At 43.7% G+C, this 20,655-nt stretch carries 16 protein-coding genes; 1 reads left to right on the top strand and 15 read right to left on the bottom strand.

All coding sequences use genetic code 11. From position 1 onward, the window contains the following. Nucleotides 1-89: 89 nt before the first annotated feature. The 5 genes from J0A68_RS21065 to J0A68_RS21045 form a co-directional block, all read right to left on the bottom strand. On the bottom strand, nucleotides 90-1,712 hold the full coding sequence (locus J0A68_RS21065) for an NAD(P)/FAD-dependent oxidoreductase (RefSeq protein WP_206580233.1): 1,623 nt from the start codon (nucleotides 1,710-1,712) through the stop codon (nucleotides 90-92). A 130-nt stretch (nucleotides 1,713-1,842) separates the two neighbouring features. Continuing rightward, nucleotides 1,843-3,753, bottom strand: coding sequence for a polysaccharide biosynthesis protein (locus J0A68_RS21060; protein WP_206580232.1), 1,911 nt, complete (start codon nucleotides 3,751-3,753; stop codon nucleotides 1,843-1,845). A gap of 282 nt (nucleotides 3,754-4,035) precedes the next feature. After that, nucleotides 4,036-4,653, bottom strand: a complete 618-nt coding sequence (locus J0A68_RS21055) for a sugar transferase (protein ID WP_438839577.1) — start codon at nucleotides 4,651-4,653, stop codon at nucleotides 4,036-4,038. After that, nucleotides 4,643-5,791, bottom strand: coding sequence for an aminotransferase class I/II-fold pyridoxal phosphate-dependent enzyme (locus J0A68_RS21050; RefSeq protein ID WP_206580231.1), 1,149 nt, complete (start codon nucleotides 5,789-5,791; stop codon nucleotides 4,643-4,645). The genes J0A68_RS21055 and J0A68_RS21050 overlap by 11 nt, the downstream gene beginning before the upstream one ends. Before the next feature lie 135 nt (nucleotides 5,792-5,926). Then, nucleotides 5,927-7,084 (bottom strand): glycosyltransferase family 4 protein, encoded by a 1,158-nt coding sequence (locus J0A68_RS21045; RefSeq protein ID WP_206580230.1) that lies wholly within the window; start codon nucleotides 7,082-7,084, stop codon nucleotides 5,927-5,929. Between the two features lie 575 nt (nucleotides 7,085-7,659). Between J0A68_RS21045 and J0A68_RS21040 the strand changes: the two genes are divergently transcribed. Beyond that, nucleotides 7,660-8,241, top strand: a complete 582-nt coding sequence (locus J0A68_RS21040; RefSeq protein WP_317195141.1) for a sugar transferase — start codon at nucleotides 7,660-7,662, stop codon at nucleotides 8,239-8,241. A 112-nt stretch (nucleotides 8,242-8,353) separates the two neighbouring features. Here the strand turns inward: J0A68_RS21040 and J0A68_RS21035 are convergent, their stop codons facing one another. The 10 genes from J0A68_RS21035 to J0A68_RS23040 form a co-directional block, all read right to left on the bottom strand. After that, nucleotides 8,354-9,595, bottom strand: coding sequence for a WcaI family glycosyltransferase (locus J0A68_RS21035; protein ID WP_206580228.1), 1,242 nt, complete (start codon nucleotides 9,593-9,595; stop codon nucleotides 8,354-8,356). 76 nt (nucleotides 9,596-9,671) lie between these two features. Beyond that, entirely contained in the window at nucleotides 9,672-11,072 is a 1,401-nt protein-coding gene (locus J0A68_RS21030) for a UDP-glucose 6-dehydrogenase (RefSeq protein WP_206580227.1), read from the bottom strand. Nucleotides 11,073-11,321: 249 nt separating this feature from the next. Beyond that, nucleotides 11,322-12,932, bottom strand: coding sequence for a capsule assembly Wzi family protein (locus tag J0A68_RS21025; RefSeq protein WP_206580226.1), 1,611 nt, complete (start codon nucleotides 12,930-12,932; stop codon nucleotides 11,322-11,324). A 16-nt stretch (nucleotides 12,933-12,948) separates the two neighbouring features. After that, a complete protein-coding gene (locus tag J0A68_RS21020; RefSeq protein ID WP_206580225.1) occupies nucleotides 12,949-13,503 on the bottom strand; it encodes a WcaF family extracellular polysaccharide biosynthesis acetyltransferase in 555 nt (184 codons plus the stop codon). Then, nucleotides 13,487-14,647, bottom strand: a complete 1,161-nt coding sequence (locus tag J0A68_RS21015; RefSeq protein ID WP_236025703.1) for a glycosyltransferase — start codon at nucleotides 14,645-14,647, stop codon at nucleotides 13,487-13,489. Before J0A68_RS21015 ends, J0A68_RS21020 begins: the two co-directional genes overlap by 17 nt. A 34-nt stretch (nucleotides 14,648-14,681) precedes the next feature. Beyond that, nucleotides 14,682-15,347 carry an acyltransferase gene (locus J0A68_RS21010; RefSeq protein WP_206580223.1) on the bottom strand — a complete coding sequence of 222 codons (666 nt, stop codon included), beginning with the start codon at nucleotides 15,345-15,347 and terminating at the stop codon, nucleotides 14,682-14,684. Further along, on the bottom strand, nucleotides 15,344-16,477 hold the full coding sequence (locus tag J0A68_RS21005) for a glycosyltransferase family 4 protein (RefSeq protein ID WP_236025702.1): 1,134 nt from the start codon (nucleotides 16,475-16,477) through the stop codon (nucleotides 15,344-15,346). The genes J0A68_RS21010 and J0A68_RS21005 overlap by 4 nt, the downstream gene beginning before the upstream one ends. Nucleotides 16,478-16,484: 7 nt before the next feature. Then, nucleotides 16,485-18,065 carry a hypothetical protein gene (locus J0A68_RS21000; protein WP_206580222.1) on the bottom strand — a complete coding sequence of 527 codons (1,581 nt, stop codon included), beginning with the start codon at nucleotides 18,063-18,065 and terminating at the stop codon, nucleotides 16,485-16,487. Beyond that, complete coding sequence (locus J0A68_RS20995) at nucleotides 18,058-18,954, bottom strand: polysaccharide pyruvyl transferase family protein (protein WP_206580221.1); 897 nt, start codon at nucleotides 18,952-18,954, stop codon at nucleotides 18,058-18,060. Before J0A68_RS20995 ends, J0A68_RS21000 begins: the two co-directional genes overlap by 8 nt. Nucleotides 18,955-18,981: 27 nt before the next feature. Next, the gene (locus J0A68_RS23040; RefSeq protein WP_206580220.1) at nucleotides 18,982-20,517 is read right to left on the bottom strand and encodes an MATE family efflux transporter; all 1,536 of its coding nucleotides are present in this window, start codon (nucleotides 20,515-20,517) and stop codon (nucleotides 18,982-18,984) included. Between the last annotated feature and the right edge of the window lie 138 nt (nucleotides 20,518-20,655).

Genomic DNA, 20,655 nt, shown 5'->3' with positions numbered 1-20,655 from the left:
TCCCACATTCCCACACTTCTTGAAAATCTAAATAGGGATTTTCAGGTGTGGAAATATGGAAAACTCACGCCCTTCCTGTATACTTGACCTCAAACCATTCCTGTCCTAAAGATTGGGGAATGCTCAGAGCGCTTGGACTTGGCATAGGCCTCGATCAACTTTTCAGCGCATCGCTCCCCGTCCATGGCTGCAGAGACGATGCCCCCGGCATAGCCCGCCCCCTCCCCACAGGGATACAGGCGCTTGAGCTGCGGATGCTCAAAAGTCTCCCGATCCCGGGGCACCCGCACCGGCGAGGACGTACGGCTCTCCACACCGATCAGTTGGGCGTCATTGGTCAGATAGCCTCTCATCTTTTGGCCAAAGGCCTTGAAGGCCATCGCCAATCTCGCCGAAATAAAATCAGGAAGCACATCCCGCATATCCACGGAGGCGAGTCCGGGCTGATAGGATGTGTCCAGGAGTGTAGAGCTCGATTTTCTGTTGACAAAATCGACCATCCGCTGCGCTGGGGCAACCTGGCTTTTTCCTCCAAGCTCCCAGGCTTTCTTTTCCACATCTGCCTGAAAGTTCATGGCGGCCAAAGGGCCATATTTCTGGTATTCGGGCAGGTCCTCCAGTTCCACGGAAACCACCATTCCCGAATTGGCGAACTTGCTGTCGCGGCGACTTGGACTCATCCCATTGACCACCAATTCCCCTGGAGCGGTGGCGGCAGGAACGATAAATCCCCCCGGGCACATGCAAAAACTGAACACGCCCCGCTGCTTGCCCCGAAACTCGGTCTGCTGAACCAGTGAATAGGAAGAGGCCGGCAAATAGGGCCCACGATCGATATCGCAATGGTATTGGATGCGGTCGATGAGATTTTGGCTGTGTTCGATCCTTACGCCAAGTGCAAAGGGTTTGGCCTCGATCAGTACCTTTCTCCTGTCCAGCAGGTGAAAAATATCCCTTGCCGAATGCCCAGTGGCCAAGATCACCCCCATGCCTTTGATCTTTTCTCCCTGCTGCGTGACTACGCCACGAATCTCGCCAACCTCCAAAATCAAGTCTTCCACACGGGTTTCAAAAAGGATTTCCCCTCCTGCCTCGAGGATACTTTCCCTGAGCTTGGCGACCAAGACAGGCAGCTTGTTGGTGCCGATGTGGGGGTGGGCATCGACGAGGATCTCCTCCGTGGCACCATGGGCCACCAGGATTTCCATGATCCTGCGGATATCTCCCCGCTTTTTGGACCGGGTGTACAGCTTCCCATCAGAATAGGTACCGGCTCCGCCCTCGCCAAAACAGTAGTTGGAGTCGGGGTTGACAATTCCCTCTTTGTTGATGGCGGCAAGGTCTCTGCGTCTGGTTCTGACGTCCTTTCCCCGCTCGATCACGATAGGCCTCACACCCAGCTCTATAGCGCGAAGCGCTGCAAAGAGGCCGGCTGGCCCGGCGCCGACGACAATCAGCGGATCGGAAGACCTTACGTCCTGATATTCCGGAAAATGGTCAAGCAAAGAGCCCGGATTTTCATTGAGAAATAGTTCGGCTTCTACATTGACCTTGACCTGGCGGCCTCGGGCGTCGATGGATCGCTTGGTTTGGCGGGCATGGGCGTTGGTGGTGTCTGTCGCCAAGCCTGCTTTTTTCAGCAGGGTAGTTTTGAAAATCTCCGGCTGGTAGGCCTCTTCAGGACTGAGCTGGAGGGTAAATGTCTTTTTCATGGTAAGGTGTCTATCCTTAAATCAGGGCAAAGGTAAGAAAACTTGGGAAGCGTAGCTCAAGGGTAAGGATACAGGAAGTCTGGGTCTCCCTTCGAAAAAATGAAATGCTTTCGCCAGGCGGTCAAAAGGCCTAGTTCATGCGGTCCAGCACCTCAAATCGGGAGGAATTGGAGATAAACTCAGGCACCAAGGCCTTCAGGTGTCTCACCAGATCGGTTTCGTTGTTTTTGCCGATGAGCTCCTGGAAAAATTCGATTTGTCCGTCAATGCGGTGATAGGAAGAGGGCAATACCTGCGCGATCTTGATCTTGGGGTGGTGGGTGATCTTGACGGTCTCAAAGTCGTTGAGCAGCTCTTCAAACAGCTTCTCTCCTTCCCGCAGGCCACTAAACTGGATCTTGATGTCCACGTCCACCTTTTTGCCGGACAGCTGGATCATCTTTTTCGCCAGATCGAGGATTTTCACGGGTTCGCCCATGTCGAAGACGTAGATTTCTCCACCATCTCCCATCACCCCGGCCTCAAGTACAAGCTGACAGGCCTCGGGAATGGTCATGAAATAGCGGGTAATCTCCGGATGGGTGACCGTGATCGGGCCGCCATTGAGGATCTGCTTTTTGAAAAGGGGAATCACCGAGCCGTTGGAGCCCAGCACGTTTCCGAAGCGGGTGGTGATAAAGCGGGTGTGGATCTTCTTGTGGTGCGTGTCCAAGTATTGGTTCAGAGCCTGGACGTACATTTCCGCAGCCCTTTTGCTCGCTCCCATCACGTTGGTAGGGTTTACCGCTTTGTCAGTCGATACAAATACAAACTTTTCCACCTGAGCCAACACCGACAGATCCGCCAACACTTTGGTTCCGATGACATTGGACTGGATGGCCTCCTCGGGATAGTTTTCCATCATCGGCACATGCTTGTAGGCCGCCGCGTGAAACACCACCTTGGGCTTAAACTCCCTGAAGACCTCTTTCATCTTCTTTTTGTTTCTCACGTCGCCGAGGATCACCTTGATCGCACAGCCCGGACGATGCTCCCTAAACTCCTGCTCCACGTCGTAGAGGGGAGATTCGGCGATATCCAGCAAGATGATCAGTTTGGGATGGTAGTGGGATATTTGACGGCAAAGTTCGGATCCGATAGAGCCTGCAGCCCCAGTCACCAAAACCACTTTTCCTCTCAGGTCTTCCTCTATCCTAGGATTGTCCAGGATGATCTGCTCCCTGCTCAGCAGGTCCTCGATCTTGATTTCACGAATGGCTCCGGCAGTCAGGCCTCCATTGATCCACTGATCCACCGGCGGAACCATGGAAACGGAGACATTGTATTTGAGGCAGGCATCGATGATCTCGTTTTTTCGAGACACGGACAAGTCCCTCACCGCGATGATCAAGTCGGTGACACCAAACAATTCCACGAGTTTCTCCAGATCCTCCAGGCTTTTGTAGATCCGTTTTCCGTCGATGTTTTTACCCTCTTTCTTCGGGTCATCGTCGAGAAAAGCCACGATGTTCATCTGGCTTTTGCTATCCTTCTTGATGGCTTCCTGGGCAATGATTCCCGCCTCACCTGCACCGAAGATCACCGCATGCCTAAATTCCCGCTCCGCAAAACCATTCTTGAGGTACACAAAAAGCTCCTTTACCAGCAAGCGGTAGAAGATCAGCATAAACATCGCCGAAAGGCTGGCAATCACCAGTACCGAGGTGGGTAGGAGAAAGCGGTCGTTGAGCAGGTTGCCGTTGAAATAGTTGAGAAAAACCAGCAGGACAAAGTTGATCACCACCGTTTTGAAGATGTTCGAGCCATCCCGGAAACCGGTATGGCGCACGATCCCCTCATAGCTTCGGGTGTTCTGCATGACCAGCAAGCCACCGATCATAAAGGTAAAGCTCCCTGCGAAGGCGTCGTATTGCTCGATGAGCTCGAGTTCAAAATTGAATCTGACCAAATAACCAAAAAGCGCACATTGAAAAAGAATCAGCGAGTCAAGTGTGGCGATGATCCATCTTGGAAGGATCTTTAACCCGGATAAAAAATTCATAGTAGAGTTATTTTCAAATCTCCAGTAACAGGTGCGCCCACTATTAATTTATTTACAAGTCGCAAAGTAAACAGTTTTTTTAATTTTCTTCAATTTTAGCCAAACTTTGGAAGTTGGGGCGGTTTCTTCGGAGTTTTAGCCTAGAAGAGGGACAAAACTTCTATAGAAACGAGTTTGACAGAAGGATTGGATCTAATCGTACAGCCCAATGCCCAAAAAAGTTGGAGAGGGAGGCTAGGCAAAGAAACTAAATCAATCTTTTTTTTGACAAAGGTCAAGCTTTTAGGGCCGCTGCCCAGAGCCGGTAAACTTGCCTACGGACACGTGCCCCTGCTGGCTCACGCCTTTTCCCCTGAGCACATTCCAAAACGTACCAAAAAGTATCTGGAGATCCATCCCTAGAGATAGGTGGTCCACGTACCACACGTCATAGTCAAACTTCTTTTCCCAAGAAATTGCGTTGCGCCCATTGATCTGCGCCAAGCCAGTGACGCCTGGCCGCACTTCATGCCTTCTGGCCTGGGTGGGATTGTAGAGCAAGAGGTATTCGGGCAAGAGCGGCCTCGGTCCGACCAGACTCATATCGCCCTTGAGGACATTGAGCAGCTGGGGGATTTCATCCAATGAGGCCTTTCGCAGGATTTTCCCGAGCCAGGTGATACGCTTTTCGTCCGGAAGCAGGTCCCCCTCCTTGGAGCGGGCGTCGCTCATGGTTTTGAATTTCAGGATCTGAAAAGAAAGCCCTTGACGGCCGGGACGCTCTTGGAAGTAAAAGGGAGTTCCTCGGTAGTATAAAAAATTGACGACGCAGAGGGTGACAAATACTGGCGAAAGGCAAAGAAACATCAACGAAGAAACCAGCAAGTCCAGCGATCGCTTTCCAAAAATCCTATAGGCCACCTCGTGATACTTTACCCAACTCCTTTTCGAAGATACCCACGATCATCTGCTGGCTCTCAAAGCTCAGGCTCTCAGAGCTCGGCAGACACAGGCCCTTCAGGAAAAGGTTTTCTGCTACCTGCCCCCCATAAAAAGGTGCCCCCCGGAAAACCGGCTGGAGATGGAGCGGCTTCCACAAAAAACGAGTCTCTATGCCCGCACGGAACAGCTTGACCCGAAGATGGTCGTTGGAAAACCCAGTTTTCTGGGAATTGATCAAAATCGTGGTCAACCAGAAATTGGAAAATGACTCTTCCACCTCAGGCTGGAACTCTATTCCCGGAAAGCCTTCAAACAGCAGCTTGTAGCGCTGGTTGATTATCCGTCGCTTCGCCACGCAGTCGTCCAGCTTTTCCAATTGCGCCAGGCCTATACCCGCCGCCATATTGTTCATCCGATAGTTGTAGCCGATTTCCAAATGCTGGTAATAGGGCAAGTCCTCCCGAGCTTGGGTAGAGAGGTATTTGGCCTTTTCGACCATCCCTGCATCCGTGGATATCAGCGCACCTCCCCCACCCGAGGTAATGATCTTGTTTCCATTGAAGGAAAACACCCCAACTTTCCCCAAAGCACCACAGCTTCTCCCCATATAGGTACTGCCCACCGCTTCGGCGGCATCCTCCAAAACAGGAATATCATATCTTTCAGAGATCTCCATGATCTCCTTCATCTTGGCGGGCATCCCGAAAAGATGCACTACCACAATTGCCTTTGGTTTTTTTCCCAAAGAAATACGGCTGAGTACCGCATCTTCCAAGAGCTCTGGAGACATATTCCAGGTATCTTCCTCACTGTCCACAAAAACCGGCGTTGCGCCAAGATAGACGATGGGATTGGCGGACGCACAGAAGGTAAAGGATTGACAGATGACCTCATCTCCCGCCTCTACGCCCAACAACAACAAAGCGAGATGGAGTGCGGAAGTACCCGAATTGAGAGCTACGGCCTGATGGCTTTTTATCTTCCAGCCCAGCTTTCTCTCAAATTTTTCTATAAACTCCCCGTTGGTAGCCAGCTGACCGGTGCTGATCGCCTGCTGAATGTTGTGGCTTTCATTACCATCAAAAACCGGGAAAGAAAGTGGTATGGAATAAGCCATCTGATCTTGGGTGAAAATTAGACCTGGATAAACATACTGCTTTATCAGCAAAAAGCAAACCAGGCTCCAAGCCCCCAAAATAAAAAAAGTCCAAACCTGGACTCTTTTTTCGGCATGTCAAAAGCTAGCTAGGGACTAGTTTAGATTCATACTTCCCGACTCCACACTCTGGCGGTCGAGCTTCACCTTCACCTTCTTTGGCATCGCCAAAGGCCTAGAATCCAACACCCTAGGTGAATTCTTCACTTTCTTTTTGACAAATTTCAAGGTTGTCCTCTCCAACAAATAGCCTAAAAAAAGCACCACCGAAGAGAGGATAGGCAGCACCAAGTTGTCCGAAAAACCGCCCAGCGCAAATACCAAAATAATTAAATTAAACTGCAAAAAACCCAACACCAACGCCACTTGGTCATGCCGCAATCCCATTCTCATCAGAAAATGATGGATGTGGGTTTTGTCTGCTGCCATGGGATGCTGGCCTTTGGAAATCCTTCGTGCGAAGACCCTAGCCATGTCATACAGCGGGTAGATCATCAGCACAATGCCGGCGGTAAAGGACGATTCCAACTTCAAAAAGCTGCCCGTGGGCAGTGAAGAATTGTGCTCCATAAAGGCAATGATCAAGCTCCCCAGCGCAAAGCCTAAGGTGAGCGATCCGGTATCCCCCATGAAAATCTTGGCCGGGTGCCAATTGTACACCATGAATGCCAACAAACCGCCAAGAAGCGTCAAGCTAAGAATAGCCAAGCTATCCAGGCCTTGGATGTAAAACCAGGCACCGAGGATGGCCAAGGTCATGCCGCCAATCGTCCCCGCCAGCCCATCCAAGCCGTCAATCAGGTTGAATGCGTTGGTCAAGGCCAGCAGCACAAAGGAGCTGAAGCAATAACTAACCACCAGCGGCAATTCGTAAATGCCCAAAAAGCCGTGGAAATTGCTGATTCTCATATCCCCTACCACTACCACCAGCAGCACGGAAAGCAGTTGCCCCATGATTTTGCCGGAAGCCCTCAACTCCACCATGTCGTCCCTCAGGCCGACAAAGGCCATCACGGCTATACCGCCCAGCAAGTACCGGATATCCGGCACGGGAAATTGCCAAGCCCAGATAGAGAGTGCCACAAATGCCGCGACCAAAAAACCGATCCCCCCCATCGAGGGCGTAGATACTTTGTGGACCTTTCTTCTTCCCGGAGAATCGGAAAAGTCGTACTTCTGGAAGACCTTGATCAACACGGGAAACAGGCTGAGTCCCACAAAAAATGAGGCTAGGAATGAAAAAAGATGGGGCATGTGAAGTGGCTTAGTTGGATAGTAGTCGAATGAAACAAAAGTTGAACCGCATTTGCGCACAAATCAAAAATCTTGCGCTATTCATTTGCCGGTAAAGATGGTATTAATTTAAATAAGAAGTTCATTATCCAAGTTAATAATACATGATGCCAATTTGGGCTTTTTGTTGCCGACCGTCGGAAATGTCCCCCGAAATGCTTTCCAGCTTATTAATCGAGTTCTAAGCAGGGACGTGGTCTGGGAACCACCCGCTACAACTTTTCGCGTCTTTCTTTAAAAGTTTGGCAAAATTTGTGTCCTGTCTCCGCCTTCAAGACTACGGTTTACATGAAAAACAGTTTTACTTATTCACAAAAAAACAGCGGCTGCTTTGAAGATTCAGCAGAAAATCCGACCTTTACTGAACCCGAAATAATCTTTTTCAGATTTTTTTCAACAACCACTACACAATTATGATGGCCAACTACTTACGTCAAAAGTTCGGGAATTTTGATTTTTACATCAGCTCCCCTGTGCGGGTTCATGAGGATCAGGAGGCTATTGTCTCCCCTAAGTTGAACTGGGTCAACCTTTCGGTGAAAAGGTTAATTGATCTGTTTCTGTGTACGCTGTTTATGCTGGTGATCGGATGGTGGCTTTTCCTGATCGTCGCCTTATTGATCAAATTGGACTCAAAAGGCCCGGTATTCTTTAAGCAGGAACGGGAAGGCATCAACGACTCCCGCTTCAACTGCTATAAGTTTCGCTCCATGCGAGTCAATGATGAGGCAGATCGAAAGATGGCGACCAAGGACGACCCAAGAATCACCAAAGTGGGTAGAGTGCTCAGAAAAACCAGTATAGATGAACTACCCCAGATCCTCAATGTGATCTATGGAAATATGGCTATTGTAGGGCCTAGACCACATATAGTGGTGCAGAACAGAGAATATGCGGAGCAAATCGATGGCTATAGAAACAGGCATTTGGTAAAGCCCGGGATTACCGGTTTGGCCCAAGCCAAAGGCTATCGCGGCGGAACGCAGCTGCCAAATTCCATATACTTCCGGTATAAATTGGACATGTACTACGTCAAAAACTGGTCTGTGGTCATGGATCTGAGAATCATTGCGATGACCATCAAGTCCGTCTTGACGGACACAGAAAATGCCTACTAGGCCACAATACAAAAAAAAAAAATAGGCTGTCCCAATTCATGAGACAGCCTATTTTTTTGGCCCCTGTGAACGTGAGCTATGTCAACCACTTTCCCAGCGGGATTCTTCTGGACTACTTTTTCTCCCGCAGGGTCAACAGTCTATTTTCAAATCTGCCCAGTGCGGCTTCCTTGTCCAAGTATCTGAGGGCATAGCTCCGTGCATTATTGCGGATTTCCGAGGATTCTCCCCCCATTTCCAGACACTTTTCCAGGCCTGCCTGCAAGGCATCCAAGGAGCCTGGCTCCACGACTACGCCCATATTGTACTCCGTGACGACCTCATGCAGGGTCGTAGCGGGAGAGGCGGTGATGAGCGCCAGCCCCCCGGAGGAGAGGATCCCTGTCAGTTTGGAAGGCATCACCAAATCAGAGGCTTCCTTTTTCTGTAACACAAGATGCACATCGGCAGTCCCCAAAAGCCTAGGAAGATCCTCATAGGGCTGCAAGGGAAAAAACAACACATTGTCAAGTGCATATTCTGCCACCATCTGCTCCAATCTGGCTTTTGCCCCACCGGAACCAACGATCAAAAATTTGAGTCCTACTCGTTCCCTCATCTGGTTTGCAAGCTCGACGATCATCTCCAAGCCTTGCTTTTCCCCCAAATTTCCGGAATAGAGAACTACTTGGTCTGCTTGTTCCAGCTCAAAGCGGTACCTCAGGGAATCCAGTTTGGACACCGGCGAGATAAAGGAACAGTCCACCCAATTGGGAAACATAAACTGCTTTTCCTTTTTTATACCCTTTTCCCTGATTTTCCGCTCCATCCCCCGGCTGATGGTACTTACCCAGTCACTTTGCCTGAGCAGGAAGCGTTCCACCGAAAACATGGTGTTCAGAAACAAGCCATTTTTGATCAGATCCATATCCTTCACCACATCCACCTGTAGATCCTGAACGTGGGATATCAGTTTTGCCCTTCTCAGCCACTTATACAAGAGTGGAAAGGCGGTGAGATGGAAAGGGGGATTGATACTTAGGACATAGTCGTACTTTCTGGAAAAGACCAATCTCAACCATACAGGTACGGAAGAAAGCAAAAAGGAAATCTCATGCAACACCTTCTTCATGGCGGTGGGATCCGAAGGGATATAGAGTGGGCAGCGATACACTCTTACACCATCTACCTCCTCCGTTTTCCAAAAGTAGCGGGGGTAGCCGCTTCCAAGCTTCCACTCCGGATAGTAGGGATGGGCCGTCACCATGGTGACCTCATGCCCTCGCTTTGCAAGAAAGGCATTCATCTCACCGGTGTATTTTCCTATTCCAGTGAGATCAGGAGAGGAATTTATACCAAATACAAGGACTCTCATCGATTGAGTCTATAGGGATTATTGAATGTGGGTTGGGGACTTTGATAGTAATACTCGAAGAACTTCAGTAACAAACCTATTCCAAAGGCTTGCCAATCGCATACACACGGAAGCCTATCTCCCTTAGCTGCTCGTGGTCGAGGATATTTCTGCCATCAAATATCTTGGCAGGCTTCAGCATGGAATCATAGATTTTCTTCCAGTCATATTGCACAAACTCATCCCATTCCGTGAGGATGGCCACGGCATGGGAGTCCTTGCAAGCTTCATAGGGATCTGCCACAGACTCCAGCAAGGCCCCGTTTTCTTCCTTGCCTCTTGTCTGCAAGTAGTTGATATCCGATTGGATTTGCTGATATTTTACCTTGGGATCAAACACAGAAATCTGGGCCTTCTCATTCAGCAACTGATCGGCGACATAGATGGCCGCAGACTCACGGGTATCATTGGTATCCTTCTTAAATGCCCATCCCAGAAAGGCTATCTTCTTGCCGCTGACCGTGTTGTACAGCGACTTTACAATTTTTCTTGCAAACCTTCCTTTCTGATGGTCATTCATCTTGATTACCTGCTCCCAATAGTCGGCAACCTCAGTCAGTCCGTAAGACCTGGAAATATACACCAAGTTTAGGATGTCTTTCTGGAAACAGGATCCGCCAAAGCCTACAGAAGCCTTGAGAAATTTTCCGCCAATACGGCTATCTGCACCAATTGCCCGAGCTACCTCATCGATATCTGCTTCTGTGACTTCGCATAACTCCGAAAGTGCGTTGATAGAAGATACGCGCTGGGCCAGTACCGCGTTCGCGGTCAATTTGGAGAGTTCGGAGGACCATACGTTGGTGGTCAAAATCCTTTCCCTAGGTATCCAGTGCGCATAGATGTCCACCAATGCCTGAATGGCTTCCTTGCCTTCGGGAGAATTCTCCCCGCCTATCAGGACTCGATCGGCCTGCTGCAGGTCTTCTACTGCTGTACCCTCCGCCAAAAACTCGGGATTGGACAGAATCTGAAATTTCACCCCGTTGCCGGTGTTGGAAAGAATATCCTTTACAGCTTCTGCGGTACGGACTGGCAAGGTGGACTTTTCAACCACGATTTTATCCGAATCCGATGCTGCGGCGATCTGCCGGGCGCATAGCTCTATCCACTTCAGATCCGCAGCCTGCCCCTTTCCTTCTCCGTAGGTTTTGGTGGGGGTGTTGACGGAGATAAAGACCATCTCGGCCTCCTGAATGGCCGCATCCACCTGAGTTGAGAAAAAGAGGTTCCTTCCCCGTGCCTCGCCTACTACCTTGTCCAACCCAGGCTCGTACACCGGCAGATTGTCCAGGTTTTCATCATTCCAAGCCGCAATGCGGGCTTCGTTGATATCAACGACGGTAACTTTGATTTCGGGGCACTTTTGCGCGATTACGGCCATGGTCGGCCCGCCAACGTAGCCCGCGCCAATGCAGCAGATTTTTGAGATCTTCATGTGGTATTGATTGTGGTAATTGGTGGTTTACAATTAGAAAAAGCTATTCGTTATTCGTTATTCGTTATTCGTTATTCGTTATTCGTTATTCGTTATTCGTTATTCGTTATTCGTTATTCGTTATTCGTTATTCGTTATTCGTTATTCGTTATTCGTTTATACTGTAGTTATATCAAGTCCTATAGAATAAATACTTGATACTTGATACTTGATACTTGATACTTGATACTTGATACTTGATACTTGATACTATTCTTTTTTGCCAAATAGATAAATCAGATTCAGCTGGGTACTCGTCGAGAATTTAGAGTTTGTCTCGGGAAAGTCAAATTGCGGCCCCAGCTCCTGAGACCAAAAGTAGTTGCCGGTGTAGGTAAAGAGCATGCGTCCGGAGAAAATGATATTCTTCCATTGATGGTCAAAAATTGGTCCGGCTGTAAAGTCCACCCAAGGCTGATATCCTTTTTTCTCTAGGTCTGCGGTATCGTAAAAGTCGGCATGCTGGGGCAATCTCTCGAGGTAAAGCCCAAACTTGTTGATGCCCTCTACCAGAGAGACTTCCAACATTTGCACGTTCGAGCCCATACCTACCCCTACGCCCATGGCTTGATCCCAGTTGGTAAAGCCACCGATGGTGCCATTGGTATGCCAAGGTGTAGTACTATTGGCCCTTACTACCCAATTCACCGACTGGGCCTGCTGGGTCATCTCCCCCCGGACCTGAACCAATTTTTCTCCACCTAGCTTGAAGATTTTATTGAAGCCCATCAAGTATGCACGGGAATGGGCTGGACTGATGGTCAGGTCTCGGATATTGAGGGCATGGTCTCTACGCCCGTACTCTCCATAAAATTCAAAGCCCGTATTCGGCACCACATAGCGGAAAAATACGGTGATTTGCTGGTCCCTTCCCCGATCCGACTCCCCTACCAGATCCGATCCCACTTGTTGCTTGGATACTCCCCAAAACACAGGCAAGACATCTATAAAGTTGCTAACGTCCACCGAATCCCTAAAAGTCTGCACGGTCCTAGCCGCCCCAAAAGACAAGCCCGGGATCCACTTGGGAGAAACCGAGATATTCAAGGCATTCAGATACCTGTCGCGGTTGGGTTTAAGCCGGTTGACGGCATTTAAGGCAGAGTCTTGGTAGGCCGGATACTTTTTTGACTTGGGAAAGCCTGAAATCAACTGAAACTCAAAGCTGCCGAAAAAGGTTTTCGCCGGCCTATGCGTTCCAAAAAGCCCATGTACGAAGCCAGGAGCATTGTTTGAAAAAGTCAAGGAATTCCACTGACCTGGACCCCACCAAAGATTACGCGTCGAAATTCCGGCTTCAAAGGCTCCGAGCTTTCCAACAAGTTTAGATTGGCCAAAACTGATCCGAGAATAAACTCCATCACCAAAGCGTTCAGGATCATCACCATAGGTAGATATATATCGGATTCTTCTACTGCCTGGATATGCTGAATTCTGTGCAAGCGATATCTCCGGCTGCAAGTCAACAGAAAAGTATTTGTGTGTAAAATAAGCTCCTCCGGAAATGTAGATTTGTACGCCCTTTGCGGGAATCATCTCGTTCGGACTATACCAATAAGGCCGAGAAGTGTTCGCGAATATTGAAGACCTTACGGGGACCATACCATATTCAAACTCTGAATCTCTAGATTCTAAAGTCTCTTTGAATAAGAAATCATTCTGCAAAAAAAAGGAATAAGGCAAAGAGTCAGCCGTCCTGAGCTGATCTCTCCTTTCCGATTCCACCAACACAGGATAGCCTGCGGGAAGGGATTGAGGAAAAGCCTCATTATAAACTAAGAGAAAACCTAAAATCGCAAGTAGAACTTTTCCTAACTTCATAAAACAAGTTTAAACACTATTTCCAACGAATTCCTACCTGTATTGCTGGATTTCCCCTGAAAATAGCGTTTGCTGGAACATCTTTACTGACAACAGACCCCGCAGCTAAGACACTGTCAATTCCAACTGTAACATTTGGGCCAACAAAAACCGATGCTCCCACCCAAGAACCGTCCTCCAAGGTAATGGGGCCATTTCTATAGGGCATGGACGGATCTCTGAAGTCGTGATTGCCTCCACAAAGAAAAGCCCGTTGGCTGATACATACGTTGCTTCCAATTGTTAAAGGCTCAAAATTCAACAGAAACGCCTCCTCTCCTATCCAAACGTGATCCCCTATAACCAGCTTCCAAGGAAAGTGGATATTTACCCGAGGCTTAATCACTAAACCGTAACCTATCCTTGCACCAAACAACCTCAATAGAAATGCTTTAAATGAAGATGGGAAAGGGAATGCTGAAAGGAAAAAAAACGTTTTAGTAAAATACCAAAACAATTCTTTGATCAAAGTAGCCCCCCGGTCGAGACCGATCGAAGCATCAAAATCGGCCAGTTTAACTCGTGTGTGCATCAATTTCTAAACGTTTACAAAACTGTGAGGCCGCACTTTCTACTGTAAAATATTCTTCATAGGTTTTTCGAGCCGATTTACGGTATTCAGACCTTTCTTTGTCTTGAAGTTCAATCCATCGAACAAGCAGATTTCGCACTCCTTCTGCATCGTCCTGTTCGATCAATCCACCTTTTCCTTCATCAATTTCTTTCCAGATGTTGATTTTGTTAGTTATCAATACTGGAGTTCCACAGGCTAGTGATTCTACTACTGCAATACCAAAGTTTTCTTGATGGCTTGGCAAAATGAATGATTCCGCCGAATAAAGCGCTCCCCATTTGGCATTCCCTTGTAACATCCCAGTAAAAACAATATTATTTTGATGACTTGCAATTTTTTGCATTAGTTCAGCGTATCTTCCTAACAATGGGCCCGCTATTACAAGTTTCGGAAGAGAAGAAAACATACCTGAATCAGTCAAATTCATATAGGCCTTCACCAATAAATCAATTCCCTTCTTTTCATGGATACGACTTAGAAACAAAAAATATCGATCGTCCTCTTTGAGTCCGCTTATAGCTCTGAATTCTCCATCCATCTGAGCATTAAACGCAGGCGGCCGTTGAATACCGTATCCTATATTAACCGCCTTTTTGGGGTTATATCCAAAGAATGCTTGTTTGGCAAGCTCCAATTCCATCTCGCAAGTAAACAACACTCCATCCACTCCGTTTATAACACGCTTCTCAAACAAGTGCCAAAAAATCGAATTTCTAATTGCTTTAAATCTCCGGTCTTTAGACTTCTGAAAATACGGATCAAGCATCCCGTGAGGCATGATGTATAAAGATGGGAATTTAGTTCTATGACGCTTGAACTTGCTCCATGCCTTGTACATACCAAAACTCGTATGCAACCATAATCCATGTACAATAACAATATCAAAACGTCCCAAATTTTTGGCACTCCAACTTTCAAGTCTGCTGTTGAAGGAATAAGGACCTACCCCTCTCCCTATCCTATGAATTAAAAAAGAGTCTTCAATACCATAGTCGACATCATCCTCATCAAAACATACTACTTCATTGTCTATACCAAACCGACTCAAAGCAGGAATGCTATTTCTTATTCCCTGGCATGGCCCTCCGTAAGATGGGTTCATCGTAACTATAACTCTAAGTATCAGCAACGCAAATTCAATTTATAAATCCAGATAATCGATTAAAATACTTTGCATTAGCATCAACAGAAGATCTCATGGTAGCCGGAACGCCAGCATAGACTTTGTGAGAGTCTAAAAATTTTTTATTCAAAAGAGACTTAGCTCCCAATATCGAATAATCCGGCAAACTTGAACCACCTAATATTACCACATCCGTTCCGATGAAACTGTAAGAACCTATCACAATAGGCTTACTATCCTGTCTAGACTCTAAAATATCAATAGAATGAGTCAACAACTGCGAGCCATACCCTGCTATCGTACTAAACGACCCAATCACTACCGAATTTGTACAATCTATATGATGATTTTTTGTTATTGCAGAATGACGACCTATAAGCAACTCAGCCCTACGATCGGATTGGTGAGCAAAATGAACGTTAGAGGATGATGGATATCCTGTAATCCAGTTACTACGTCCGATAGAAGAGTACTCCTGCATATGAATTAAATCCAAATTGACAGCTACACTAAAATTTGCAACCTTGGAATTAGCTTCCATTATAAGCTTCTTTGGATAGAACCAGCATAAACCAATTTTAGCCGATGAGTGAATCTCATAGTTGAAAAACCTTACCAAGATAAGTCTTTTGATACCCCAAGGCATTAAAATAACAAGCACTTTAAATAAAAATCTCATTCTACTGATTGACTATAGATTTCAAGATATTTTGGAATAATCTCGTTGGACGAAAACCTTCTAACATTTTTAAAACCAGCGGATACTATATTACTCTTTACAGTCTCATTTTTTAGATAATGAAATTTCTCCGAAAATTCCTGAGGACTATTCGGATCAGCGTATAGTGCACCTTCTCCCCCAACTTCTGGCATAGGTTCGATGCAACTCGCTAATACTGGTGCGCCACAAGATTGCGCTTCGATAATTGGCCAACCAAATCCCTCTGAAAAAGAAGGGAAGATAAAACAAGCACAACTTGAATATAATGCTAAAAGAGATTCATGATTGGGCTTAACAACTGATACGACTCGATCATTAAGCTCACATTCATCAATAATCGACTGCAAAGTCGAATCTATAGGAAATCCTGCAAAAACAATTTTACCATTCCAAGAGTCCCCCAATATATTAGCCATCCGAACTAACAACGCCCGATTCTTTCTATCTAATGAGGAACCTAAGTGAAAAATATATTCGCTATCAATTCCAAGCGAACTAAGTCTATACGAAGCCTCCGAAGAATTCATTGGTGAAAAACTTGCATTAAAAGGGTTGTGAATTACAACCCAATGTTCTCGTTTGGGAAATCCCGCTAGTTCCCTTAATTGCAACAGTGTGAAGTTAGATACACAAACTACCTTCGATGCCTTGGAAATACTTTTTAAAATCAACTTTTGCAACAAAACACCGGTTGGACTTGCGGGACAATAAGCATCTTCAAACCCCATTGCACCTCTTATCGCAAGGACGTCATGACAAGTTACTACAGTATCCCTAATTGGCAAAAAGTATATATACATTGCATTTGAATGATCAGTTATATGATAACAAACTCTTGATCCTCTTAGAAAAAGAATAAAACGCTGCATCGATATAATGATCGGAAACAAAATATACTTATCTATGTATCCCAACCATTTTCCAAAACCAGAATTAGTGGTATGGTACAAGGAACCAAAAAAGAGAGGGGGATTCCATATTGAACAGTTTAAACCCAAACCAGTAAATTCACGATACAACATATCGGTATATCGCTTCATACTTTCTTGTCTATCTTTTAAATAGTTCCCTATGAAAACAATTTTCATAAACACATCAATTATACATTTTTGAAGAAAAAAAGACTTTTGAGCAAAACCAACAAATCTTATAAACTACAAAATAAGTAACTAAATACTGCCAAAACCCTCTAAACAAAAAGAAAAATAAATTAATAGAGCCAATTGAATTTCTAAACACACCAAACAAATCAAATACAATTATAAGAGACAATATAGAAAAAAATACATCTCCATCCTTAAAATACACCAAATTATCAAGCAGCTTAAAAGAGAAAAATAAAAGAAAAAAGAAAAGTGGAAAACACAAAAAACCGAAAGTAGCCAAACCATCACCTACAAGACTTGAAACCCTATGGGTACCTAACACAAAACGCGTTGACCGGCTTCCCAATTGATAAATCATATCTCCAGGAGAATAATCCAACTGATTTTTATCTATTTCGTCATCAAATAAATTAGCCAAAGGCGTTGGAAAAATAGCAACAAATTTATCAGAAAAACTATCTAACATCTTACTATTAGCATATCCAATCTCATTTGCATAGTACAATACCTGATCTGAAACCCTCAAATTGCCAAATCTATTTAACATAAAGTTATCTAAATAATTTTCATCCCAGCCCTGATAATATGAAGACATATCACCCTTATCAAGAATACTAACCTGTCGAAGTGAGTTCATTACTTGATCATCTTGGAGAGTCTCTATAGTTTTAGAAAAAAGCTCAAGCCTACTAATATCATCCCTTAAACCTCTATTAGCTAACATAGCTAAAGAAATATCTGAAACGAGATTAAGTAAAAAAAAACAAGAAATGAAAATAAGAATAACATATTGAGGCTTAATATAATGAAAAACAGATAAGTTATCTTTCACAAGAGTTAGAAAAAAAAGAAGAAAAATAGTAAAAATTGGAAAAATCATCGCTTGACGACTATTAGTAGCAAAACTTATAATAAATATAGCCGCCAAATAGAATAACACCAAATTTTTCTTTTTGTATACTATACGAGAAAGTGAAGGAAATAATAACAAAATGGGTGCGTATTGAAAATAAATCATCCCAGCTAAAAATTTATTATTAACATCTCCAAACTCTACGTCTCCAGCCACAATTAATTGTTGTATTCTAACTAGAACTCCCACAAACCCCATCAACCATAATATAGTTGGAGAAGCGTGAAAAAAACCCATTTTCAACAACAATTTCTGTAAAATCGTATTATTTGAAAATCTTATATGCGTAGAAAAATAAAAAGCAACTGAGCAAACAACAAACATTAGGGTTTCAAACAAAAAGGTGTCATACGGAGCTTCAAATCCATAAGTGATAGGCTTTCCCTCAAGAAGAGTCGCTGGTAAAGGAATAAACCTTGCTAAAAAAAAAGAAGAGTATACTAAAAATGAAAAAGGATTGTTAAGAATAACACCTCTCCTTAAAAAAAACAAAAAAATCCAATAGACTATGAACGTCATCAAACATCCTAAAAAATTCTCAAATGATGGAAAAAGAATCAACTCTAGAGATATGGAAATAAACAGAACAACTCCTGTCCACAACCTCAACTGAGAAAACAGATTTGATTCGCTAATCTTACTACTAAGGCTAGACATCAGATGTAATAATCGTAATCAATTTGTTAACAAATCCATTTACTAGCGCCTTGGAATCAGACAAAGCATCTGGATAAATTTTTGTCTGAGAAATATCGAAATCTAAATCGCCAGAATATGAAACAGGAGGAAATTTCAAAAACTTAAATTTTTCAGAAAAGGGAGAAACAACTATGCACTTTTTCTGCATCAACGTCGCCCAATATATAACATGAAAACTATTTGTTAAAACAATCTCGGAACTTCCAATAAACTCAACCATATCCTTTGCAGAGTACTCGTTTGAAATACTTTCATATCTCAATAAATGTTCTGGTAAAGCTATACTTCCGTGAGAAACAACACCGATTTTTCTCTTAATATCATAGTCTAATAACAACTCTGGCATCATGCAAGTCGCACAAGGCACGTATTCAAAACCAGAACTATGACCAAAATCTCTTATAGCAATCAATCTAAAATTGCGAAAATCTATTTCATACTTTACCTTTCTATCAACATGCATATTAAAACCAGCAGACCAAATAACAGCGGTCTTGGAAATCCGACCCAATCTATTTATAGTATAATTCCAGGTAGACAGATTATTTAACAGACCACCCCCGCCAACTAAAACAACATCATTATATCTTATAATTGAGTAGTCAACAGAATTTAAGTCATGAACATAACAATTAAAATTAGAAAACCTAGTTAAAAAGTACTTATAATAACCACATTGTAAATCTCCTGTATTAATGGTATTACATCTGTGGACAAAATGTACAGATTTTCTATTTTCCGAAAAATCCGTCAAAAGCTTTGCAGAGAATCTCCCACGAGTTCTTATAAGTTCAATCTTAGTAAAAAGAACGAATTTGTTAACTAACAACTGATATATATTTTTCATAACAAAATATTACAAATACAAATTGATTTAAAGGTATGCATAAACATATGCCTTTACCTTAGCAAAAACAAACATCTTCTCTTTTTTCAGAAGTCCGAAACAAAAAACAGAGACCGCCAAAAAAAATTCCAATAACAAAGTTTGAAACACAAAAACAGGAAAGCTGTTAGCAAGACCATAAAAATATTCAACTAAAATTAAAAATATTGTTACAAGCAAACTCAAGACCAACACCTTGGATACAACTTCATTAAAATATTGTTTCCACGTAAACTCAACGATATGTCTAACATAGGCTATCCTGTATATAAAAGCTAATAAAGAGAGAGCAATTCGTATGATAAAAAGTATTTCGGGTTCATATCCAAAATTAAAAAACACGTAACTAAGAGGTATATTAATAAAAAGAAGAAAACTTACAACAATTTGATAGTATTTTATCTTTTGGGGAGCTTTTGCTGCAACCACTAGCGACCCAGAAAGACAGTTTATTAAAGTATCTATCAATATTAGCTTTGTAAACACGTTAGCGTACGAGGGCGGATTTGACAACCATAAAGTTAAAACATAGTCAACATTGTAAATAATTGGTATAATCGCAAAAAGAACTATATAGAAAGAAAACCTACTTCCGTAGAAAACATATTTCCTAAATTGCCCCGTATCACCTGTTGCATAGCTCTTGATTATTCTAGGATTAATTGCAAATTGAAAACTGTTCACCAATTGCCCCGTGGCGCCATAAATCTGATTGGAAATACTGTAGGCAGCGTTGACAGAAAGTCCAAATTGAAGATTTAACAAAATATTACTACCTTGAATTCTCGCCATATTAGCTATATTTCCAAATAGATCCCAAAATGAAAAATTCAAAATCGGCTTAACCACATTAGCATCAAAAGAATTAAGATTGATTATAGGATAAAAAATCCTATAACACAGAAATACACTTACCAACAACATAATAAATGAAGCAACAAAAAATGTTGAAGAATAAAATACTAAATTATCACTTTTAATATCAACCAATAGAAGTAATGCTCCAGAGAATTTCAAAAAGCTTGTAACTATTTCAATATAAGAAAACATTTTCATCTTCTCATACGCTAGAACAATAGCATTAAAAGGAACTTGCACTATCGTCACTAACAATGTTAAAACTGAAAAATGATACACATATGTAGCAGAATTCAATCGATCTGGAGGAATATTGAGTTTATTCTCAACCCACCATAAACCTATAGTCTCACTGAAGATTAATACTATTAAGGCAATAAATAGATTCACTATTAATGACCCCGAAAATGTCTTTCTTAATTTACTAAGGTTGCCATCTCCAATTTCGAAAGCAAAGAATCTTGAAGTCGTAGTTGCCATCGAACCATTCAAAACCCCAAACATCGCTACAAGTCCACCAACGACACTGTAAATCCCAAAATCATTTATCCCTAGAGAGTTTAACACTATACGTGAAGAGTAGAAAGTAATTAGCAAATTAAACAGCATTCTCAAAAAAAGAAACACACTGTTTTTTACAACTACCTTATCATCAGTTCTAACCACGATTTTAAAATTTACTTCTTATCAACACCACATAAATTTTTCTCTAAATTAAGTATAAAAGACTCAACCTATCGACTTTATCATATAATCATATAGTTAAAATACCGCAACTGAATGCTTTTTGTAGAAAATACTATA

This window comes from Algoriphagus oliviformis (assembly GCF_017254915.1).
In the GTDB taxonomy this organism is placed as follows: domain Bacteria; phylum Bacteroidota; class Bacteroidia; order Cytophagales; family Cyclobacteriaceae; genus Algoriphagus; species Algoriphagus oliviformis.
Note: the sequence above shows the minus strand (reverse complement) of the source record. Positions and strands in the feature narration are given on the sequence as shown.